The 23027-nt window shown below is 60.7% G+C and carries 13 protein-coding genes; 9 read left to right on the top strand and 4 right to left on the bottom strand.

Annotated elements, in window-relative coordinates; all coding sequences use genetic code 11:
• Positions 1–878: prepilin-type N-terminal cleavage/methylation domain-containing protein (locus tag PLL20_04360; GenBank protein HPD29204.1), on the bottom strand; the 878-nt coding region annotated here is incomplete at its 3' end.
• Positions 879–1384: 506 nt separating this feature from the next.
• On the opposite strand from PLL20_04360, the gene PLL20_04355 reads away from it, so the two are divergent.
• From PLL20_04355 to PLL20_04345, 3 genes are all read left to right on the top strand, one after another.
• Positions 1385–2755: a PEP-CTERM sorting domain-containing protein gene (locus PLL20_04355; GenBank protein HPD29203.1), complete on the top strand. Its 1371-nt coding sequence runs from the start codon at positions 1385–1387 to the stop codon at positions 2753–2755.
• Between the two features lie 230 nt (positions 2756–2985).
• On the top strand, positions 2986–3933 hold the full coding sequence (locus PLL20_04350; protein HPD29202.1) for a prepilin-type N-terminal cleavage/methylation domain-containing protein: 948 nt from the start codon (positions 2986–2988) through the stop codon (positions 3931–3933).
• Positions 3934–4100: 167 nt separating this feature from the next.
• Positions 4101–7988 (top strand): lamin tail domain-containing protein, encoded by a 3888-nt coding sequence (locus PLL20_04345; GenBank protein HPD29201.1) that lies wholly within the window; start codon positions 4101–4103, stop codon positions 7986–7988.
• 222 nt (positions 7989–8210) lie between these two features.
• Here PLL20_04345 and PLL20_04340 read toward each other — a convergent pair whose 3' ends face one another.
• Entirely contained in the window at positions 8211–9902 is a 1692-nt protein-coding gene (locus tag PLL20_04340; GenBank protein HPD29200.1) for a hypothetical protein, read from the bottom strand.
• Positions 9903–10090: 188 nt separating this feature from the next.
• On the opposite strand from PLL20_04340, the gene PLL20_04335 reads away from it, so the two are divergent.
• From PLL20_04335 to PLL20_04315, 5 genes are all read left to right on the top strand, one after another.
• Positions 10091–11404: a hypothetical protein gene (locus PLL20_04335; GenBank protein HPD29199.1), complete on the top strand. Its 1314-nt coding sequence runs from the start codon at positions 10091–10093 to the stop codon at positions 11402–11404.
• Positions 11401–13227 carry a heparinase II/III family protein gene (locus PLL20_04330; GenBank protein HPD29198.1) on the top strand — a complete coding sequence of 609 codons (1827 nt, stop codon included), beginning with the start codon at positions 11401–11403 and terminating at the stop codon, positions 13225–13227. The genes PLL20_04335 and PLL20_04330 overlap by 4 nt, the downstream gene beginning before the upstream one ends.
• A gap of 106 nt (positions 13228–13333) precedes the next feature.
• Entirely contained in the window at positions 13334–14845 is a 1512-nt protein-coding gene (locus PLL20_04325; GenBank protein ID HPD29197.1) for an alpha-L-fucosidase, read from the top strand.
• A 154-nt stretch (positions 14846–14999) separates the two neighbouring features.
• Entirely contained in the window at positions 15000–16355 is a 1356-nt protein-coding gene (locus PLL20_04320; protein HPD29196.1) for a Gfo/Idh/MocA family oxidoreductase, read from the top strand.
• A gap of 18 nt (positions 16356–16373) precedes the next feature.
• A complete protein-coding gene (locus tag PLL20_04315) occupies positions 16374–18728 on the top strand; it encodes a dienelactone hydrolase family protein (protein HPD29195.1) in 2355 nt (784 codons plus the stop codon).
• 141 nt (positions 18729–18869) lie between these two features.
• Here the strand turns inward: PLL20_04315 and PLL20_04310 are convergent, their stop codons facing one another.
• Together PLL20_04310 and pyk are read right to left on the bottom strand one after the other, a co-directional pair.
• Positions 18870–19202, bottom strand: coding sequence for a hypothetical protein (locus tag PLL20_04310; GenBank protein ID HPD29194.1), 333 nt, complete (start codon positions 19200–19202; stop codon positions 18870–18872).
• A 342-nt stretch (positions 19203–19544) separates the two neighbouring features.
• Positions 19545–21035, bottom strand: a complete 1491-nt coding sequence (gene pyk, locus PLL20_04305) for a pyruvate kinase (protein HPD29193.1) — start codon at positions 21033–21035, stop codon at positions 19545–19547.
• Positions 21036–21426: 391 nt separating this feature from the next.
• On the opposite strand from pyk, the gene PLL20_04300 reads away from it, so the two are divergent.
• Positions 21427–23022: an arylsulfatase gene (locus tag PLL20_04300; protein HPD29192.1), complete on the top strand. Its 1596-nt coding sequence runs from the start codon at positions 21427–21429 to the stop codon at positions 23020–23022.
• Positions 23023–23027: the final 5 nt, after the last annotated feature.

Raw genomic sequence — 23027 nt, 5'->3', positions numbered from 1 at the left:
GAGATCCAGTCGCTTGTGCCGTGAACACAGTTCTTCAACTGGCTCGGCGAACACTCCACGAACATCGTCGAGCCCGCACGGTGATCGAGGTTCATCTTGGCGTTGACATACGTGTAGGCCGCATGACCGTCCAGGAAAAGCAGGTTGTGGCGATCAAACTGCCGGTGCCAACCGAGCATCTTGACGTCGCGGGGCCAGCTACCCGTCAGAACGCCGCCCGTCGATACATCACAAGGGTCTTCCTGAAGCAGGATGGCCCGGCTCGCGCCAAATCTCCGGAAGTGCCTCATGATGCTTTTTTCCAGCGACCCGACCCGACGGCTCAGCTCATCCGCGTTACCTCTCAGGTTTTCAACATCCAGGAGGTAGGTGTACCAGATCACATTTGCCTGATAACTCGTGCCCGTGACCTCGTAAGCGTTTTTCTTGGAGGGCGGTTGCAGGGCGGCATAGCGGCTTCGCACTCCGTAATCTGAAGGGCATTCGAACACGCGCAGCTCGGTCACGTCGTTCACCACCCTTCCGTATACGTACCGGTTCAGCGGGCGGAACCTTGTCTCGAAATTGAGGCTCCCGCCCCAATAGTAGCCTGAAAGATAACTCTCCTCTCCATCTCCGTTTCCCCGCTTGCCTCCGTAGAAATTCGAGGCCGGATATCGGCCCGCCTTCGCCCAGCAGAACTGGTCTTTTTCGGCGGTCAGATATGAAGTCGCCGCAACACCGAGCGACCGCAGATTGGCCAGGCACATGGCGATCTTGGCCTGCTCCCGCGCTCTTTGCAGCGACGGCAGCAGGATGGCGATCAGCAGGGCGATAATGGCCACGACAACCAGGATTTCGATCAGGGTAAACGCATGAAGCCGCTTTTTGCACTGCATGAGGTGAGCCCTTCCAGTTACACTCGAGGCGTTTCTCGACCTGAATGGTCCTTTCTATACCGCCGACGGCCATGCCCGTGACCGGCCGCACTGGACTGGTTATCAACCCCTTTAGTTTATCGCAATCAGCCCGCTGGGGCAACGCAAAGGCCCGATCGTTCAATCGTTCATCAAAGACAGCCCTTGCTGCAGAAGAATCAGTGATACTGAAGCACCGCCGAATACCGCCTTGCCAGGGCCCGGCCGGCGACGGCTTTCCTCAAGATTTTCCTTGCCATGCGCCGGTTTCCCTGGTAGCCTAGTCAGCGTGGGGTATACCGGAATCGGGGAGAGGAAAAGCACCACTGTTCCGCTCTTCCCTGAAGGTTCCCCGGGTGCAGAAACATTTCGGTTGTTGAGAGGGTTGCCTTTCTGGCCGAAACCGGGCGAGCCGCTGGAACGACAGCTCAGCGGTCGAACGGTTGTCCAGTGGAGCCTGTCACAGGGTCTTTTGGAGGAGATCGATCATGCAAAGCAAATCTTTGGTTGTTCTGTCTATGGTCGCCGTTCTGGGATTGGTTTCCGCGGCGATGGCCGTCCCCTACGCCTCGGGCGTCGTTCAGAACGGGGCAAGCTCGACTTTTGTCCTGAATGAGGACGGCGCCAACGTCAAGATTGTCTACGACGGCGGCGCCACAGTTGTGAACATGGGAACGCTCAACAAGGGCACCTATACATTCGATGCCACGCTGGGATCAAGCTACCAGATCAAGGTCAGCAAGTCCGCCGCTGTCGGCTGGACGCAGATCAGCGACGACAACTTGACCCAGAGCAAGTATTACTCGCCCAGGGGTGTCTCTGTTAACAAGAACGCGGCCAGCTCGAATTTCGGAAGAATCTATGTCAGCGAGGGGCTCGGTGGGGCCGTGGCTGCCGGCGGGCGTACCACGACCGACGGCATCTACGTGATGACCGCTGATCAGGGCGACGTTCTGGGCCAGGGTGACACCGCTTTTGCGGGCGGCATCAATTGGACTACCGGCGGATCGAACAGCCCGTGGAAGATCACCGTGGCCCCGGATGACAGTGTGTATATTGCGGACTGGTCGGATCTGAACTCCGGCGTGTGGCGATGCAACGCCAATCCCCAGTCGAATTTCGATGAGATCCTGACCAACGTCGGCCGGACGTCAACCGGCTTGGTTGCCGGCGTGCACGGTAGCGTAGCGTCGGTGTACATTGAGGGAACGGGAGCAAATACAGTGCTGTACACGCTGGATGAGGACTTCAATGCCGGCAGCGGCATGGGCAGCATCCTGCGGTATGACATCGGCACGCAAACCGGCTATAGCGGGACACCCGTTGAGCAGACCCAGGACATCCCCAACCACATCCAGAATTCCAACATGGATTTTGTCCGTGACTCGGATGGGAGTTGGTGGATCTGCCAGTACCGCTACACCGACAGTGACGCGGTGCCTACGCTCTTACACTGGGCGGACGGGGCGAGCTCTCCGTCTTGGAAGTCGGGGCCCAGCACGGTCGCCCTCGATCGGGGTTATGGGATATTGGCGATCGACAATCTCAACGACCTGATCGCCGTCGGCACGAACAACAGCAAGATCTACATCTTGGACATCAGCGATCCGTCCAACGTCGCGCTGGTTGATACGATCGCGCACTCGGGTGCCACGATTCGCGATTTGGACTTTGACGCGGCCGGCAATCTGTACGTCGTGAGCAGCAGCAGCGAAACGTTGCGGATTTACTCGCCCGGCGGCGACTGGATGGCCATTACCGGCTCTGACGGCTCTTTTGTCCTGATTCCCGAGCCTGCGGCGGTCGTTCTGCTGGCCCTGGGCGGGCTGGCCTGCCTGCGTCGGCGACGGATTGCCTGACGCAACTGAGACGGGCAATGCTTGGCATGCCCAAGGATTAAGACGCCAACCCGGCGGGGGCCCCGCAGGAGGACCCCCCGGGTTGGAGCGTCTGTTCAGTAGTTTCCCGGACGCCCGGGATGGGCCTATTGTCTTTCCCGGGCGGCTGGTTATAATGGGAATTGTCAAGTGTGGGTACCGCGCCAAGCGCGCCGCGCGGCCGAACGCCCCTGTCACTGTGAGCCACGGCAATGAAAAGACCTGCTCACCTGCGGATCCATCTTCAACAACCCCGCATAATCCGGGCCTTCACTCTGATCGAAATCCTGGTCGTCGTGGCGATCATCGCCCTGCTGATTGCCATATTGTTGCCTTCTCTCAGCAAGGCTCGCGAATACACGCGAAACACCATCTGCAAGTCCAACATGCGCCAGGTCATGTTGGGGCACATGTTCTACCAGGCGGACCACAAGGTCTTGCCGGCGAGTCAGAGCAGCTTCTATCTGCGAGGGATTTGGCCGCTGCCGGACCCGGAAACAAACCTCGGACCGGACGGGCGTCTTAAAGGCATGACATGGGAGGGAGCAAGGGGCGTCAGCGGTTATTACACCAAGCCTTACTACACGGACCCGAAATTCCTTCGGCAGGTGCCCCAGATCGGCACCATATTTCGCTATACAAAGAACGTCGAGATCTACTTGTGTGCCGCCGACAAACCCGGAACCGCCGATGAGACTCCCCAGGGCGGCGGAGGCAACGGACGACTCAGCTACTCGATGAACGCCTACATCGGCTGCAAGACGCTCGAGGAGCTGGGAAGCTTCGTTTATGTCGAGGCGGTCAGCAACGCGCCTTTGCCAGGGGGGGTTCGCTACCGGTCGTTCAAGTTCGGAGAGCGCGTCGTCTTTGCCCCTTCGCAGGTTATGTACCTGTTCGAGGAGCATCCGTACGATAACATCAACAACGGATACCCCGAGGGCAATTTTAATACCCAGTATGATCGTATCACGACGCGTCACAGCCCGGCCAGGGCTCTGGACGACCCGAGGGCACTGGGCCGCACGAATATCGGTTTCTTGGACTATCACGTCGAGAGCCGGATGTATCCGGCCAGGACTTGGGCCGACGAGTTGTTCACCGAATTCGGCCAGCCCACATCGGGCAAGAATCTGAAGGCGTTTGTGTTGGGGAATTATTGATCCACGGGCGGAGGAATGATCCAGGGGTCGCCAATCAGCGGCCCATGAAAGAAGCGCCAAGCAAGACTCACATCTATCATGCTGCTTGCTCTGTGAGTTGTACGGCGTCGTGGATTCCGAGCAGATTGTTCGGTAGGTATGTTATCCCTAAGGAAAGGAGCCAAATCATGACAGGGCCTCAATTCAGGCTGAACTTGAGTGTGGCGGCGGTTCTGCTCTGGCTGTGCGCCGGGGTTGTATACGCCAATGTTTATCCATCGGGCGTGACGGTCGACGCCTCCGCGTTGAACGACACATGCGGAACCCTCAAGGTTACGTATGTTCTCAATGAAAACGCCGATGGCGATGGGGTGAACCCGGGCGTCAAGATCGAGGTGCTGGATAATACCTTGACTGCCGTCCGGACCGTCAGTATCGCCCGCCAGAAGAAGGGCACACATGTGTTCGATTGGGACGGCCGCAAGGACGACGGTACCCGTGCCCCCAACGGCAGCTATACCGTGAAGATCACCGCCGCAGACTTCGGATACACCGTGTGGACCCAGATCAGCGTCGACCAGACATCAACGTCGTTCTATGTACCCGTCGGCGTATCGGTGAACCGGAATCCGGGCAGCCCGCATTATGGGAGTGTGTACGTCTCGAATGCGACGTCGGGGGAGACCGCATACGGACGAAACAATCCCGAGGGGGTCTACAGGCTCAAGGCCGATATGACCGAAATCAACTCGGGCACCGCAGGCGTGACTTGGGGCGGGGCCTCCGGCCCGTGGAAGAGCGCCATCGGCACCGATGATCGGGTGTATGTCACCGATTTGTCCAACGACCTGGTCTTCGATGTTGCTCCGGATCTGTCATCGGCGGTCCAGTTGATCGACGCCAGCAACCGAACCGCCAACCAATGGGTGGGTGCCGTTGTCGTTGAAGGCACCCAGGCGGCGGGCAACCGCAAGATCTACTTGGCTAACGTCAATTACAATGACACGGCCAGGAAAGGCCTGATACAGTATACCTTGGGTGCCAACCCGACGGTTACGCCGGGCGACACGGGCGTGCAGTACATCGGCCCGACCTACTATTCGTTTTATCCCTATGATTATGTCAGGGACAGCAACGGCGACTGGTACGGGACACAGTATCGGTATGACCCCACGCAGGCGGAGGCTATCGCCAAGTTCCTGGATGGCACGCCGCCGATCAACACCGCTTTCTGGAAGACACCGATGGTGTCACCATATAACGGCGCGTATTGCCTCGATATCTACGAGAAACGGGGCTGGGTAGCTTACGGCAACTACTATGACGGTTGGGTACATATCTTCAACACGGCCGATGGTAGCTATGTTGGTGGCTTCGATGCGGGCAGTCGCATGCGCGACATCGCATTCGATGCCGCGGGCAACATCTACACGGTCGACAACGTGACCGAGTGGTTAAGAGCTTGGTCCCCGCCGGACGGTCCGAATTCGATGGACTACACCACGGTTGCCGTCTCGTTGGCGAAATCTGACACCGGTGGCCCAAGCATCACCAGTCAGCCTGACGATGTGATCTTCTGTCCGAACGGGACCGCTAGTCTCAGCGTAGTGGCCACTGGCTCTAACCCGGCCGAGCTGGCTTACCAGTGGAAAAAGGACGGCGTGGCCCTGACCGACGGTACCCAGGCAGATGGTGTCATCATTTCCGGGGCTACCACCGCCAATCTGACAATGAGCAACGTCCCGGCCTCATACGCGGGCTCAGTAATGACCGTCGTGGTCTGCGATCAGGTTGGACCGGACACGGGGGTCGTTATTAGCGACCCAGCCATCCTGAAAGTGGGCATTTTCTTCATCCAGCACCCGGCGAGCCAGATGATTTGCCAGAATACCAATGTGAGCTTTAGCGTTGGTGTGGAGGGCAAGGGTGCGATCAGCTACCAGTGGCAGAAGGATGCGGCGGGCAGCCCGGTCGAGTGGGTGGACATTGATGGCGAGACTTCCGATACGCTGTCGCTGACCAACGTGCCAAGCACTGAAAGCGGCGCGAGATTCCGCTGTGCCGTGCGGGATGAGTGCAATCCTGCGCCGGCCGATCCTGTGTACAGCGCAATCGCAACTCTGACGGTTCGGGTCGGTCCGACGATCACGCATGTTGGATACGGTGGGACAATACCGCCTGGTGCCAACCACAAGTTGCTCTGTGATATCACCGGGGTGGTCGGCAACGCGTCTTTCCAGTGGAAGAAGGACGGTATCCCGATCGACGGAGCCACCAACAGCTATTACTGGATCATAAACGCCAGCTGTGGCGTTCACAGTGGTTTGTATTCCTGTGCAGTCACCGACGACTGTGGAACGACCGAACGCAGCACCGACATTACCGGCGCTCCTTGTACAATCATCGTAGGGGCGGCTTCCGAGGTCTGCGGCAACGGGCTGGACGACGACTGCGACGGCCTGACGGATTGCGACGACTCCGACTGCGACAATGATCCCAACTGCGTGCCGCCGTGCCCCGTGCCTTTCGCTGACTCGGATGAAGACGGCGACGTGGATCACGTGGACTTCGCCGCCTTCCAGCTCTGCTACACCGGCAACACCACAAACCTTTTTGACCCGCAAATGTGCCGTTGCTTCGACTGGGACGGCGACCTGGATGTCGACGCCGACGATCACAGCAAGTTCGAGGATTGCGCCAGCGGGCCCGGGGTGGTTGCCGCCAAGGATTGCGCCCCGTTCCCCACCGGCGACGTGGTTATCAATGAGATCTCGTATGACATGTTCACCGCAACGGGCGGCGCGGATACGGATGACGATGAGTTTGTGGAGTTGTACAACCGGGGCACCGAGCCCGCTAATATCGCCGGCTGGTTGCTCCGAGCCTCGACCGGCAGCAACATCATCATCCCCACCACAGGCGGCGGACCGACTTGGCTCGCCCCGGGCGACTACTACGTCATCGGCTCGGGCAATTTCTTCCCCAATACCGATCTGATCATTTCCACGACCGATATCTGGGGGAACGACGAGACGGCGATCGAGCTGCTCGACCGCAATCAAACCGTAAAGGACACCGTGATTTACGAGCGCTATCTGGCGGGTGGGCCCTCCGTGCCTTCGCCGGAAGGCGGGGTTTGGGGTTCGTTTGGGACCACCGCGTTTGCCTTCCAGTCGTTGGCCCGATACTTGGACGGTTGGGATACCAACAACAACGGCTATGATTTCGGCCTGCGACCAAGAACGCCGGGGGCCAATAACCTGACGGGCGGCTTCGATCCACCCATAGGTTCCGTCATGACGGCCTACACTGTGCCCAACGTCGACGCCCTCACGCCGAACACGACGGTGCCTGGGCTGCTTGGTTCGTTCAGGAACGCCACCGTCATCGACCCGGCGGTCGACACGACGGCAAATCCCAATACCATTAACACCAACGTAATCCCGGCATCGCCGCAGGGCGGCAATGCGATTATCGTGGCAGACCTGCCCGGCGGGAACATGGTTGCCTCGGACAACGTCTTCCAGGGAGGAGCCGGCTATGACATGTGGGTCTACCTGGACACCAATCCCTATGGAGTTGGCGTGACGGGCGGTGAAAGCACCACCTACGGTATTGTGGGCACCACCGACTACCTCTACAGCTTCCCGAACCCCGACAGCAATCCCGGTTTCGGCGGCGATGTGGTTACGGCCAATGGCAACACAGGCGTCGGCTGGGTCTACCAGAAGGAGACCGATACCAACAACGTCAATTATCTGATGAGCCTGAGCCTGTGCGACTTCGGTCCTGGCGGCGATAGCAGCGGGCCTCCGGGGTCGGCGACGCCTGCGGATTGGAAGGTGTATGCAACCATCAATCTGGCCGGCCAGCCCTCCGGCTGGCATCGGCTCAAGCTGAGCTATAACGCGACGACGGGCGCCGTCCATGCGGAATTCGACGCCCAGACGTTCGATTTCACCACGGCGACGGGCTTGGTTGGCAACTTCTACGTCGGGTATCGTGAGAGCCTCCCGAACACTCCGGAGAACGATGCCAAGCTGCGACCGGCAACTTTCGACTCGGTTGCGCCGTAAGCAGCCGGGTCTGACAATCCAAGGCCCCCGGCTGCGTTCTTGTGCCAACGGTCTTGGCCTCACCAGGGCCTGACCGTGATCTCAAGAGTTCCGGCAGCGACCAAAGGGCGAGGCTCCTCCCGCAAGGGGAGCCTCGCCTGTTTTCTTGCTGCCCGAGGATCTGTGGTGCCGACGACGCCCTCGTCGGCACGTCGCGAGCCGGCATCTTCTGGCTTGCCCGGCTCATTGCGGCTGCGAGGTTCGAACCATCGTGTAAATCACCCGGTGATCATAAGTCCGTCCAGCCCCCTCATATGGGCAGTGAAAGTAGCCTCTGCCGGCCACGTACAGGGGCAGCCGTACCGGGGACTTATGTCCGGCAACATGCAGATACAAAAGAGCCAGCGGCGTCACCGTGTCGAAACTACAGAAGACATGATCTCGGTCGGCGACAAAGAAGCCCTTGTGGAACTCCTTGGCCAAGACGTTGTCTCCGACCTTGCTCGCCAGGGCGAGGTACTCGTCTCGCCCGGTGACCGCACACAGCTCCAGGAGACCGAAGATGGCATGAACATCCGTGCAACTGGCTTGCCGAACAGGGCCCGGCCTTGTGTCAGGCGTTGCCCCGATATCGCCAAGACCGATGCCCCTGCCAATGCTCCTGGCCGTCTGCCACATCAGTGGCTCGCGGCTCAGTTTGTAGGCCAGGGCATAGGCCCAGAAGTGCAGGCCGTCCGCAGGCCGCTTCTCTAACCAGCGAACTTCGACATAGCCGTCCCGTTTCCGGTCGGCCGGGGTCAGCTTCGTGCCGTCGATGAGTGTTGCCCAGAAGCTGTTGTCGCCCGCGTCGTAGGCGTGCTTGGCGTAAGCCGCGAGGTCCTCAACCGCCCATCGTTTGAATTCCTCGCCCGCCGGTCCCAGCCGCTCGGAGAGCTTCAACTGGCAGATCGCGGACCGGTTATACCGGTTCCCGTACAGGCTTGTAACCGTGGCCTCGGTGAAGCGGTCGCCGAACTCCGGCCCAAACTGCCGCGTCATGCGATCGGGCTCAATGATGCTGTAGTTGTCCGCGCCAAGGCCGGTGACCGGATGCCGAACATCTGCGTAGCGTTGAGCCATCCGCTTGGCCCAGACCAGCGGCCGCTGGTCCCCCCCGTCAAGCACATACAGCAGGGCGGCGGCACAGAAGAGATCGCTCCCGGTGAGAAAGAAAGTCAGCCCCTGGCCCGCAAAGGGCACCGGCCCGCCGACGTACCCCTGTTCCCACATCTTGTCCGGGATCGGCAAATAGGCTCCGTGCCTGTTCATGTCCAGAATGTCCCATCGCAGGATGTGGCTGGCCCAGAAGCTCTCGATGAACTCGCGCGTGGCCTGCTTGTCAATCTCCCACATCAACTCGTAGAAGGGGTAACTGCTCTTCAATTCGTGCTTGCCGGCGATGCCGTTGGTGCGGCCTTCGCCCACCGGCTGGTCGGTCGCCAGGTCCCACGCCGCGTGGCCGCCCCAGAAAAGCAAGCCGTTCTCGTGGCGGAGATGATCCAGCGCATATCGAGTGGCGCCGACAGCCGCCCGCTTGTACTTCTGGTCTCCCGTCAGGTCCGTCAGGGCCACGAACACTCGAAACAGGTTCTGTTGGCTGGCCAAATTCGACAGCGTCCACTCCGTCGGCATCCTCCATTTTTCGGCCTGCTCCTTGGGCAACTTCCAGATCACCGGCTCATGGGTATCGATGTTGAGCCCGTCGGCGAACAAGGGCGTGTGCTTGGAACCATACACGTCCTTGCCATGGCGAAGGACGTTGTCCGCGAAGGTCTGCACCGCTTCCAGGTACTTGCCGGGTGTTGTTTCTTCGTCGCTGACTGGATTGGCGATGGCGACCGTCATCGCCGACATGGAGACTGACAGAAAGCCCCAAAAGACGGGTGTCCTTGTCATGATCGAGGTCTCCCAATGCGGCGGCCCGGGATCCTACGGGACCACACAGGCCATGGTATCGACCCACGGGCGGGGCTGCCAGGGAAAATGGGCACAGCGTCGGGCTGTGTTGCTTGATCTTCCGACGTATCTGTGCAAAGCTGATGCTGTGGCCGGCACAAATAACTCACCAGGCGAGGAGGTTGATCATGGCCCGCGATATCGACCGCAGGACGATACTCAAACGGGGTCTGGGCGCCCTTGCAGGCACGTTGGCCGCGACTGGCGTGCGCCAGGCACGGACTGCCGAGCCGGTTGCCTCCGCTCCCGCGAATCTGAACGGGTGGCACAAACACGGCATCGTGCTGGATGCCACCGAACCGTGGGAGCAGAATGGCATTCAAAGCTTCACCTCGCCCTCCGAACCGCTCGATGGGGACCGATGGCGAATCTGGTACTCGGCGGTGGGCACGCATGAGACTGTGAAATACACCATTGCCTACGCCGAGGGTGTGCCGGGACAGGAGATGAAGAAATACCCGGTGCAGTGTTCAACCGGCGAGCCCGGCGATGGAGCGTTCACGCTGGGACCGCTGCCGGAGAAGTGGCGCCCCGTGCAGGTGGTTCACATCCCGCTCAAGAACGGCAAACATCGGATCTACTTCTGGGCCCACGGGCCGGGTATTCTCCGCTATCTCGCGGCCGACAGTGAAGACGGGCATCGCTACCGCGTCATCGATCCGCTTCGGCCGGTGCTTTACCACTTCCACGACCGGGCCGCCTGGGGCGTGGCCTCGCCTGACGGCGTGATGCTGCACAAGGAGCCGAGCAGGGACCGACCAGCCGACGAGCCGTTGGCCCCCTCGCATCTGCTCTCCAACGATGCGACCAACATCTACCAATTGCCTGACGGCACCTTCGAAATGTACTCCGTCGCCCTGATCCAGGTTCCCAAGGATGACCCGGCCTACATGCCGCACGACAATGCTCCAGGGCTTATCCGCTTGGTCGATCGGTATGTGTCCGACGACGGTCTTCATTTCGAGAAGCGGCGGCGGGTGATCGACCGCGATGCCAAAGACCCGCCGGATCAGCAGTTTTATTATCTCAGCGTGACCCACACGCCCAAGGGACGAATCGGAATGCTCGGACACTACCGTTGTCAAGCCCAGACCATGGACCTTGAGTGGTGCTATTCCGAGGACGGCGTGCGCTGGGATCGCCCGGCTCGCAAGGCCTGGATTCCCCGTGGCGACCAGACTCAGCCGGACAGCTATGGCATCTATGCCCCAAGCGGCCTCGTGCGGCGCGGCGGCCGGTATCACCTGTTCTATACCGCAGTGAACAGCGCTCATAACGGAAAGGACTCTTACGGCCCGCCTCGCTGCCTGATTATGCACGCGACCATCGATGACATCGCACGGCCACAGGCGTCAGCGTTGCGTGACGCAATGCCGAGGAATTCAGAGTCGGAGATTGAGAAATGGGGGGGCGACGGACGGAGAGGATGCCGGAATTCATGAAGAAGACCTGCACCATGTCGATAGCTGCGATCAGCACCTGGATCCTTTTCGTGCCTTCCTGGTCACTCGGCCAGAATGTGCCAACGACTCAGGCCGTGGAAACAATGAGCGGCCTCCTTGGCCGTGTGCCGGCCGATGCCGCCGAGGTTCTCCCTGGGTTGTCGAAGGCTTGTCCTCTTGATCTCGGCAGGACATCGATCGCCGAAGCGATTCTGGAGGCGGCCAAGTCCGGTTCGGCGGAGATTCCCGTTACAACCTACACGCAGTATCGGGAATTCAGGAAATCCGGCGACCGGGAGCCCTACCAGAAGCCCTATTTCGAGAAGCGGGCGTTGTTGGCCAAGGCGGTTCTGGCCGCGTGGCTTCAGGGCGATCTTGCTTCGGTAGACTTTGTCAACGATCTCGTGTGGAACATCTGCGAAGAGACCAACTGGGTCATCCCCGCACACGAGTCCGTCGGCGAGATCGACCTGATGGCCGCGGAGACGGCCGCCACCCTCGCGTTTACCGAGCTACTGGTCGGTCCCAGACTCCCGGATGAGATCCGAACACGGCTTCGGGAAGAGGTGAAGAGGCGTGTGATCGAACCATATCTTGACCACGGCGCGAAGTTCTGGTGGGACAACGGAGCTAACAACTGGACGGGTGTCTGTGCCGGCTCGATCGGACAGGTTCTTCTCATTTTGGAGCCGGATCCCGAGCGACAGGCCCGCGGATTGGCCTTGGTGGTGGATCAGCTCAATCGCTTTGTCGATCGGGCCTTTGAGGAAGACGGGGCCAGCACCGAGGGCATTGGATACTGGAACTATGGCCTGGCGCACTTTGTGATCTTCGCCGAGATGCTCCGGGCCCGCACCGGCGGGGCGATCGACCTTCTGGCAGGCGAGAAGATCGCAAGGATCGCGGGATACCCCACGGCCGTTGCGATCGGACGGCATGCTTTCGCCTCGTTCTCGGACAGCTCTGAGAACGCCAGTGTGCTTCCCTTCATTGCGGCCAGGCTGGCGGACAGAACCGGACGCCCCGCATTGCTCGCCCAGGCAAGCGATAAGGCACACGAAGGCCGCCTGGGTTGGGTGTTGTGCAATCTGATCTGGCACGGCGATCAGCCAAGACGGGAGCCCCTTTTCGAGAACGTGGTGTTACCCAAAGCCGGCGTCGCCCGATGCGTGGGAAAGGCCGGTGACCGGTCGGTGATTCTCGTCGCCAAGGCCGGCAACAATGCCGAACAGCACAACCACAACGACGTGGGCAGTTTTGTGCTCCGTATCGGCGAAACGACGTTTCTCTGCGACCCGGGCGCGGGCCTCTACAATGCCGCCTACTTCGGACGCCGGCGCTACGAAAACGTCTTTGCCTCGTCTTACGGTCACAGCGTACCGCGGATCGGTGGGATGCAGCAGAAACCCGGCGGGCAGTACCGCAGGACGCTGGAAGTGAGCTCGGATGGGACCGCCAGAATCGACATGCACGAGGCCTACGGCATCGCTCAACTCAAGAGCTTTCAGCGCACGTTCAAGATCGATCCTGATGGCCGGGTGACCATCACGGATGAGTTGCGCTTCGACGGCGACGGCATGGAGGTTGAAGAGGCTTTCGTAACCTGGCACGACGTCAAGGTGAACGGTCCGGTGGCCCATGTGGTCGGCGACGAAAGCATGTTGGAGATCCGTGCTCGTTCCGGGGTGTTCAAGGCCGAGCGGCTCGAAGACGCCTGCAAGGCGAATAAGAAAAAGGGTGTTCTGACACGGCTGAGCGCCTCCTACCCGCAAGCCCCGATCGTGAAGACCCATTTCATGTTCGTCTACAAAAAAGCAACATAACCGTTGACAAGTCCTTGCCAAATGCCGCCGAATCGATAAGCTGTCATTGTTTCAGAACCTGTGTGGGCGCGCGTTGAAGTCCTACATTCGGAGGCGAGACAGAATCATGTCTGTGCTGATTCCGCTGGTTGCGGTCTTCCTGGGGCCTCTTGCAGCGAGTGAGACGCCGGCTGGTTCGGCGCCGAGCCCTCAAACGGCCGCCCGATTTGAACCCACCTGGGAGTCGCTCGAACGCTACCAGGTTCCGCAGTGGTATCTGGACGGCAAGTTCGGCATTTTCATTCACTGGGGCGTCTACTCCGTGCCCGCTTTCGGCAACGAGTGGTATCCCCGCAACATGTACCTGCAGGACTCGCCTGAGTTCAAGCACCACCTGGCCACATATGGCCCCCACTCGCAGTTCGGCTACAAGGATTTTATCCCCTTGTTCAAGGCGGAGAAGTTCGAACCGGCTCGCTGGGCCGAGCTCTTCCGAAAGGCCGGCGCCAAATACGTTGTTCCTGTGGCTGAGCATCACGACGGCTTTGCCATGTACGACTGTAGCCTGTCGCCGTGGTGTGCCGCCAAGATCGGGCCTAAACGAGACATTATTGGTGAACTGGCAGAGGCGGTTAGGAAAGAGGGCATGGTCTTCGGACTGTCCAGCCATCGTGCCGAACACTGGTGGTTCTTTGACGGCGGCATGAGATTCGATTCCGACGTGAAGGACCCCACGTTCGCCGGCCTGTACGGCCCGGCCCAGCCCGAAAAGACCAGCCGGCCGGACAAGGCCTTCCTCGACGACTGGCTGGCTCGCACGCGCGAGCTGGTCGACAAGTATCAGCCGCAACTGGTCTGGTTCGACTGGTGGATCCAGGAGCCGGAGTTCGAACCATATCTGCGGGAGTTTGCGGCGTACTACTACAACAAGGATGCCGAATGGCAAAAAGGCGTTGTGATCAACTACAAGTTCAAAGCCTTTCCCGACAAGGCGGCCGTGCTTGACGTCGAACGCGGCCAACTGGCTGAGATCAGGCCTTTCTTCTGGCAAACGGATACCTCGATCTCCAGGAACTCGTGGGGATATGTCAGCAGACAGGACTATAAGACGGTTGACTCTCTGATCGACGATCTGGTCGACATCGTCAGCAAGAACGGGGCCCTGCTGCTCAACATCGGGCCGAAGCCCGACGGCACGATCCCCGAGGCCGAGGAGAAGATATTGCTTGAGATCGGCCGGTGGTTGGAGATCAACGGCGAGGCAGTTTACGGCACGCGTCCGTGGAAGGTTTACGGCGAAGGTCCGACGAAAATCATTGAAGGTTCCATGAACGACACCAAGCGAAGTGCGTTCACCGGGCTGGACATTCGTTTCACCACCAAAGGCGACGTGCTCTACGCTACGGTGCTGGCCTGGCCGGAGGGTGACAGAGTCATCATACGCTGTCTGGCCAGGGACTCATCGCTATACCGCGGCGAGATCAGTGACGTCAAGCTGCTGGGTTGCAGGGATCCGGTTGTCTGGGAACGGACCGCCGAGGGACTTGCCGTCAGGCTTCCGGCGACAAAGCCATGCGAACATGCCTTTGTGCTGCGCATCTCTCCCGCTGAGCGCGCTGCTCAAAGGCCGGCAAAGTAGAGGCGGCTTGGTCAGCGGCCGATGAGGTTGAGATCCGGCGGATTCTACCGACGGTTCGCACGCCAATGCGTCCCTGAAGTGCCTAGGCAGGCAACGATTCAATCTGAGATCAGCCGGGCTGAAACCATCCAGGTGATGGAGAGGAGTGATACAAATGAAACGGAGTCCCGTGAGTCGGAGGGAATTCCTGAACCGTTCGGTCGTCGCAGCCGCGGGGGTCGCCGCGGCTTCGTTGGCCCGTCCGGCACCATTACGGGCCGCCGGGGCCGACGACAGGATCGTCATCGGCTTCATGGGCTGCGGGGGACGCGGCAACTTCCTGGTTAAGGAGATGGCCGCCCGCAAGAACCTCGATTTCGCGTATATGTGCGACCCCGACGCGGGTCGTCTGGCTGCTGGGATCAAGCAGGCAGAAAAGCTTACCGGCAAGGCCCCCAAGGCGGTGAAGGACTACCGCGAGATTCTCGATGACAAGAATGTCCACGCCTTGTTCGTCTGCACGCCCGATCACTGGCACGCGCTGCCGACGATCCATGCCTGCCAGGCCGGCAAGGATGTCTATGTCGAAAAGCCCGCATCCCACAGCGTCTGGGAAGGCCGCAAGATGGTCGAGGCCGCCCGGAAGTATGGCCGTGTCGTCCAGCTCGGCACCCAGACGCGCAGCGGTCGATACACACGTGAGGCCGTGGAGTACATCCGTTCCGGCAATCTCGGCAAGGTGCACCTCATCCACGTTTTGAACATGAAGATGCGGGAGAGCATCGGGCACAAGGCCGACGCCCCAACCCCGCCGGGCGTGGATTACGACCAATGGCTCGGACCGGCGCCCAAGCGGGACTTCAACCCCAACCGCTTCCACTATTCCTGGCACTGGTTCTGGGATTACTCCGGTGGCGACATCATCAACGACGGCGTCCACCAGATCGACATCGCTCGCTGGCTGGCCGGCCAGGATTCGCCTGCGGCCGTCAGCGGTACCGGCGGCCGGTTCTCCTTCAACGACGACCAGGAGACGCCCGATACGCAAGTGGTCACATGGGATTTCGACAATCTGACGATGGTCTTCGAGAACATCCTCTGGGCCCCGTACATGAAAAAGATGGAATGGAACACGCGGGACACCGATGCGTACCCCAACTGGCCCTTCGACGGGATGCGCATTGAGGTCTACGGCGAGAAGGGCCTCATGTTCTTCGAGCGCCACGGTGGCGGCTGGCAGGTCTTCGACGAGTCCGAGAAGATCATCAGCCAGTCCAACGACCGTCATCCGCACTACGCTCATCTGGACAACTTCTTCGAGTGCATCCGATCTCGCAAGCGGCCGAATGCCGACATCGAGGAAGGTCATCTCTCCACGATTCTTTGCCAGATCGGCAACATTTCATATCGATGCGACGGCCGCAGGCTGAAATGGGACGGCAAGCAGGAGAAGTTCACCAACGATGAGGAGGCGAACGGCTATCTGAAACGAACGTATCGCGAACCCTACGTGGTGCCGGAGACGGTCTGACCGGTGGAGTGGCCTTGAATGCATGCTCTTGGGAACCGCAGCAACTCCCGCAAGTGGGGAGCGATATCGTGCATTGGAATCGGCCTTCTGCTGGCGGTCGAAGCCGTTGGCACTGCTCACGCGGACGAGGGCCGCTTGCCGAACGCTTCGCCGCTGGTTGAAACCGGCGACCTGGCGATGAAGATGGTTGCTGGCATCGACAAGCATTTGCTGAGGCAGACTGAAGCATCCGTTGCCGACCGCGAGCGGTATTGGCATCGCGATTTTGGCTCGACCGAGGCCTACCTCAAGTCGGTCGAGCCGAACCGAGCCGAGTTCGCCAGAATCGTCGGCGTCGTGGATCCTCGGCGGGAGCCCGCGGGCCTCCAATTGATCGCGACGACCACTCAGCCATCCGGCGCGGGTGGGAGTGCAGACTACACGATTGACCGCGCACGCTGGCCGGTGTTCGACGGCGTCGATGCCGAAGGCCTCCTCCTGCAACCGAAAGGCAATCCGGTTGCCCGCGTCATCGCCTTGCCGGATGCCGACTGGACGCCCGAGATGCTCGTAGGCCTTGCCCCGGGCGTTGATCCCGCTTGCCAGTATGCCCGGCGCTTGGCCGAAAATGGGTGCCTGGTGCTTGTCCCCACGCTTGTCGATCGAGGCAGTCGGCTGTCGGGCAATCCTTCAATCCGCATGACCAATATTCCCCATCGCGAGTTCATCTACCGGATGGCCTACCAGATGGGTCGGCACATCATCGGATACGAGGTCCAGAAGGTCCTCGCGGCCGTGGACTGCTTCCACAGCGGTGCGGCCGGCAGAAAGCTGCCCATCGGCGTCTTCGGCTATGGCGAAGGCGGGTTGCTCGCGTTATATGCCGCGGCGATCGACCGGCGAATCGATGCCGCCTGCGTCAGCGGCTACTTCCAATCTCGCGCGCAGGTGTGGGCTGAACCGGTCTATCGCAACGTGTGGAACCTGCTCCGCGAGTTCGGCGATGCCGAGATCGCAAGCCTTGTCGCTCCCCGGCCGTTGGTCATCGAGGCCGGCCGAGGTCCCGAAGTGGGCAGTCCCCCACCCGATCCCTATGGGCACAGCCAAGCCTCGTCCGGCAGACTGGTCACCCCGCCGCGAGAGGCGGTTCTACACGAGTTCAATCGCGCCCAAGGTGTGTACGAGCAGCTCAAAGCGGCCGGCAAGATAAGGCTCGTCTTCCCCGATGACCCTCGTGCTGGCCCGGGTACCGAACCGGCCCTCCAGGCCTTTCTGGCTGCATTGGTGGGGCGGCAAGGCCCCCTCAGGCCCGCCGGCCCTTCTCCTGTCCCTTCGCAGTGGGCAGACGCCGATGTTGATGCCCGCCAGGCTCGCCAGTTTGGCCAACTGGTCGGTTTTACGCAGAGACTCGTCCGCGAATCCGGCGAGCGCCGCCGTCAGTTCTGGTCGAAGGCCGACGCCTCCTCGCTCGAGAAGTGGCAGAAATCGTGCGAGTACTATCGCCGCTACTTGTGGGACGAGGTCATTGGCCGATGCCCCGCGCCCGGCGACAGCATCAACCCTCGCTCCCGCCGGATCATCGACAACGACAAGTGGGCGGGCTATGAAGTTGTTCTGGACGTTTATCCCGACGTATTCGCATATGGAATACTGTTACTTCCTAAGGACATTCGGCCCGGCGAGCGAAGGCCGGTTGTCGTGTGCCAGCACGGCCTGGAGGGTCGGCCGAACAAGGTTGTTGATCGGACCATCAAATCGCCCTACAAAGCCTTCGGCGCTGACTTGGCCGACCGCGGTTACATCGTCTTCGCCCCGCAGAACCCCTACATCGGCGGAGACGCCTTTCGTCTTCTGCAACGCAAGGCCAACCCCCTTAAGCTTTCCCTGTTCTCGTTCATCACCGCGCAGCACCGGCAGATTCTCCTCTGGCTGGGACAGCAACCGTTCGTCGATCCGAAGCGCATCGCCTTCTATGGCCTCTCTTATGGCGGCAAGACGGCCATGCGGGTACCGGCGCTGTTGCCCGAATACTGCCTGAGCATCTGCTCGGGTGATTTCAACGAGTGGATCGTCAAGACCACTTCGGTCGACCTCGTCAACAGCTACATGTTTACGTACGAGTACGAGATCTATGAGTTCGACATGGGCAACACGTTCAACTACGGCGAGCTGGCCGGCCTGATCGCCCCTCGGCCCTTCATGGTTGAGCGAGGGCATGACGACCCCGTTGGCATGGACGAGTGGGTCTCATACGAATATGCCAAGGTCCGGCGGCTTTACGCGAAGTTGGGCCTCCCTGACCTCACGGAAATCGAGTACTTCGACGGCCGGCACGAGATTCACGCGGTGGGCACCTTTGCCTTCCTTCACAAACACCTCGCCCGGCCAAGGTAGATCGGGCTCCGCCCGTCATGGGCACTATGATTGACTCAACAGCCCGGTTCAAGACCTTACGGCCGGACGTCTGCGCGGCTTGCGCGCATGTTTCCAGCTCGCAGTGCGCTTGGGTTGCGGTACCCCCAAGGGCGGTCCGCCTCAGAGAACCAGGGCTTGAGCCGGATCGGCCAGCTCCCTGTACTTGCCGTCAGGCTGCCGAACAAGAACAACTTCGTGGTCTTCTCCAAATTGGCCCTGTACCTTGGCGGTAAGTCTCTGGTGGGTATCGTGCTCATTTGGCTGTTCAGATGGCTTGCTCGATCGGGCCTGTTGGTTCCCGCACGATCCTCCCTCTACGCTGTCGGTCGGCAGTTCCCGGGTCTCATTCGCCTCGACGTAATGGCCGTCGGGCTGGCGGACCAGAACGACGGTACGCTCAATGCCGAAGCGTCCTTCCACGGTGGCCGTCAGTGTTTGTGGCTTGCTGTCCATGGTACACCCCTCTACGGATTACTATGCTGGTTCTAGCCGATATCTCCTTGCTGCGATCGTCACGCGCCGGCGGCACGTCACGCGATCGCCCCTGCGGCGATGGACACGGCTATGCGGCGCCATTGAAATATACGATTCGCTCTTATGCTTCGGCCAGTTCATCGTGGCCTGCGTTGCTCGAAATGCTCCATTGCTTGCAGAGAACATAGCTCCTCGTTGTCCTGTTATTGGACCGCCTGTCTCCCTGGTTGACCGGTCGGCTCTCGTTTGTCCGATAACCGTATCTGCCGAACTCTCTCGGGCCGACGCTCCGAAGCGCCGGCCGGCGGGCATTCCAGATGCTCAGCTTGTCATTACGGGCACACGGACCGCTTCTCGAGTCGCCGACGGCGAACAAGCATCACACGCCCCGACCAGGTGAATGAGCATTGCGTTGGTGCTGCCGGGTTCGCGGAGATGGGTGCCCGCGACGATCATGATCATATCGTTTGTCTTCGCCAACTCGCGATCGATCAGCACGGCATCGACGTCCCTGATCATGTCTTTCTGTCGTGTCTGATGGTCAAGACGCGCAGGCCGAACACCGTAATAAAGCGACATGCGCCGACAGACGCGAGCATCAGGACTGAGGCCGACGATCATCTGCGGGATGCGGCGTTTGCTCAGAAGTCGAACCGTCGTGCCCGTGTCGGTCCACACGGCCAGCGCATGGACGTTTAACTCGCGAGCGAGGACGCTTGCCCCGTGGACCACCGCGGATACGAACTGCAACTCCTCGGGATCCACACGGGGGACGGAGTCTCCTGCCTGGCCGGCGAGATACGCCTCGGTCTGGTCGGCGATGCTGCGAATCACGCGAACGGCCTCAAGCGGATAACCGCCGACCGACGTCTCCGCCGAAAGCATGACCGCGTCCGCGCCATCCAGGATGGCATTGGCGACGTCACTCACCTCGGCCCGCGTGGGAACGGGTGATTCAACCATGCTCTGGAGCATCTGCGTGGCCACAATGACAGGTTTGCCCGCACGAGCACACCGCTGCGTGATCTGTTTCTGAAGCAATGGCACCCTCGAGACGTCCATCTCGACGCCCAGGTCGCCTCGGGCAACAAGCAACGCATCCGACAGGCTGATGATTTCGTCAAGATGCTCGATCGCCTCGGGGCGCTCGATCTTTGACACGACGTGGGCGTTGCTCTCGTGCCTCGTAAGCTCGGCTCGAAGTTCCTCCAGGTCCTTCGGGGAGCGAACGAACGACAGGGCAAGGTAGTCAAGATCCTGCTGAGCCGCCCATTGGATGTCCGTTCGATCCTTCTGAGTGAGGGCAGGAAGCGAGAGTCGGCTATCCGGCAGGTTGACACCCTTGTGGGTGCGAATGGTCCCCCCGACCTCGCATTCGCAGATCAGCTTCGCGCCTTGTTTCGCCACCGCCCGGAGCCGAATCTGGCCGTCGTCGATCAGAACCCGCTCGCCGCACTGGACATCGTCGCACAATTGATCATAGCTTGTACAGATTCGTCCGGGCGTGCATGGAAAACTGCCCGGCTCGATCGCAAGAAGCTCTCGAACGGCAATGTCGAAGCTTCCGTCGGCAATCTGCCCCACGCGAATCTTCGGGCCGCAGAGGTCTCCCATGATCGCAACCACATCACCGCTTTGCACTGCAGCGCGTCGAATGGCGGCGACGGTCTGGGTGTGCTCTTCCAAATTGCCATGCGACAGATTGACACGGAAGACGTCGACCCCCTCGTCGATCAAGGCGCGCAGCGTGGCTTGGTCTCTGCAGGCCGGTCCGACGGTCGCAACGACCTTCGTCTTGTTGCTGTGTGACAAGGTACCCGTCCTTTCAAGGCCCGCGTTTGGACTGACTGCGTTACTGCGACAGGCAAGACAGTTCATGCGATCGAGCCGATCTCGATCACCTGCCGGCCGCAGATTGTCCTTGCCGGGGTAGCGGGCGTGTCTGTCGTCGCCCCAGTTCCCGGTTCATGCCCGAAGCGCCACGTGAACAACCAAGGCCCGTTCTTGCTACAGGCGGCTGCACGCACCGACAGTCCGGGTCGGAGACCGGCGCGCACTTGGTTCCTCGGGGCCTTCATCGGTCAGAATGATCGTTGCCTCAAGTACGGCGCGTCCCATAAAGGTGCCGGCTGGCTTGCCAGGGCGATTCCGGCTAGATTGCCGCAGAGATTGACCGGCTTTCCCGCACACGGAGGATGCGCATATGCGTTTCAACCGTTCCTGCCTGCCGATACTGTGGCTGCTTGTTCCACTCTGTCTTGATTGGCCGCCCGCGTCTGCCGGCCAGGAGCCGCTGAATCGGCCGAATATTCTCTTTCTCATGGCCGACCAGTTCCGGGCGGATTGCGTTGGTGCCGACGGAAATCCTGTGATCCGCACGCCCAATCTGGATCGAATCGCCGCCGAAGGTGCTCGTTTTCGCGTTGCGTACACATCGACGCCGTCCTGCACGCCGGCCCGGTCAGGGATCCTCACCGGTCTGTCGCCCTGGCACCACGGCATGCTCGGCATGGGCCGCATGGCGCTGAGCTATCAGAACGAGATGCCGCGGATGCTCCATGAGGCCGGTTACTATGCCGCCGGCATCGGCAAGCAGCACTTTCACCCCCAGCGGAACGCGCACGGCTACGACTTGCTGATCCTGGACGAGTCCGGCCGGGCGACGTCGCCCGATTTTCGCAGCGACTATCGAAGCTGGTTCTTGTCGATGGCGCCGACACTCAACCCCGACGCCACCGGAATTGGCTGGAACGACTACCGTGCCGCGGAGTACGCACTGCCCGAGTCTCTGCACCCGACACGCTGGACCGGCGATGTCGCGGTCAACTTCCTCAAGGAGTATCGCCGGCCCGAGCCATTCTTCCTGATGGTTTCCTTTGCCCGACCGCACAGCCCGTACGACCCGCCCGGGCGATTCATGAAGATGTACGAAGACGCTGATGTCCCCCCGGCCGTCGTCGGCGATTGGGTCAGCCGCCATGCTGGCAAGGACAACCCCGAGGATTTCAACTCGTGGCGGGGCAACTTCGGCCCTGAGCAGGTTCGTGCGTCGCGGCGTGCGTACTACGGCTCGGTTACGTTCATTGATGAGCAGATCGGCCGGATCCTGGCCATCCTGCAGGAACGCGGCTGGCTCGACAACACGCTGATTCTCTTCACCGCCGACCACGGTGACATGCTGGGTGACCACCATCTCTGGCGAAAGACCTACGCCTACGAGGCCTCTGCTCGCATCCCCATGCTGATTCGATGGCCTTCAAGCATCAATGCCGCCCGTGGGCAAGTGCTCGCACAACCGGTCGAACTTCGCGACCTGCTGCCCACGTTCCTCGACGCGGCCGGTGCGACCGTCGACGAAAAGCGTTTCGACGGCCGAAGCCTGCTGCGTCTTGTCCGTGGTCGGTCGGACGGCTGGCGCGAGTATATCGATTTCGAGCACAGTGCATGCTATGCGGGGGCCGGATACTGGACTGCCCTGACCGACGGCAGGACCAAGTACATCGTTCACGCCGCCGAAGGCCAGGAGCAACTATTTGACCTGCAGGCCGATCCGGGCGAACTGCACGACCTGGCGGCGGACCCCGCACAGCAGGACAGGCTGCGCGCCTGGCGGGAACGCATGGTCACGCACTTGTCCGAGCGAGGCGAGCCTTTCGTGAAAGAGGGTAAGCTGGTTCTGCCGAGGCCGTCCATGCTCTACAGCCCCAATTTCCCGAAGGATGAAGGCGAAGAGAACAGCGCCGTCGGCAAAGCGAGACAATCCGCCCAGACACGGCCGACCGGTAGGCCGCGCAGGTGAAAAGA

The organism is Phycisphaerae bacterium, from assembly GCA_035384605.1.
Lineage (GTDB): Bacteria > Planctomycetota > Phycisphaerae > UBA1845 > PWPN01 > JAUCQB01.
The sequence above is the reverse complement of the archived record's forward strand: the minus strand, read 5'-3'. Positions and strand labels throughout refer to the sequence as shown.

Coding starts and splice junctions, on each gene's coding strand:
- PLL20_04355 (HPD29203.1), top strand. CDS start 1,385: ATGCAAAGCAAATCTTTGGTTGTTCTGTCTATGGTCGCCGTTCTGGGA.
- PLL20_04350 (HPD29202.1), top strand. CDS start 2,986: ATGAAAAGACCTGCTCACCTGCGGATCCATCTTCAACAACCCCGCATA.
- PLL20_04345 (HPD29201.1), top strand. CDS start 4,101: ATGACAGGGCCTCAATTCAGGCTGAACTTGAGTGTGGCGGCGGTTCTG.
- PLL20_04340 (HPD29200.1), bottom strand. CDS start 9,902: ATGACAAGGACACCCGTCTTTTGGGGCTTTCTGTCAGTCTCCATGTCG.
- PLL20_04335 (HPD29199.1), top strand. CDS start 10,091: ATGGCCCGCGATATCGACCGCAGGACGATACTCAAACGGGGTCTGGGC.
- PLL20_04330 (HPD29198.1), top strand. CDS start 11,401: ATGAAGAAGACCTGCACCATGTCGATAGCTGCGATCAGCACCTGGATC.
- PLL20_04325 (HPD29197.1), top strand. CDS start 13,334: ATGTCTGTGCTGATTCCGCTGGTTGCGGTCTTCCTGGGGCCTCTTGCA.
- PLL20_04320 (HPD29196.1), top strand. CDS start 15,000: ATGAAACGGAGTCCCGTGAGTCGGAGGGAATTCCTGAACCGTTCGGTC.
- PLL20_04315 (HPD29195.1), top strand. CDS start 16,374: ATGCATGCTCTTGGGAACCGCAGCAACTCCCGCAAGTGGGGAGCGATA.
- PLL20_04310 (HPD29194.1), bottom strand. CDS start 19,202: ATGGACAGCAAGCCACAAACACTGACGGCCACCGTGGAAGGACGCTTC.
- PLL20_04300 (HPD29192.1), top strand. CDS start 21,427: ATGCGTTTCAACCGTTCCTGCCTGCCGATACTGTGGCTGCTTGTTCCA.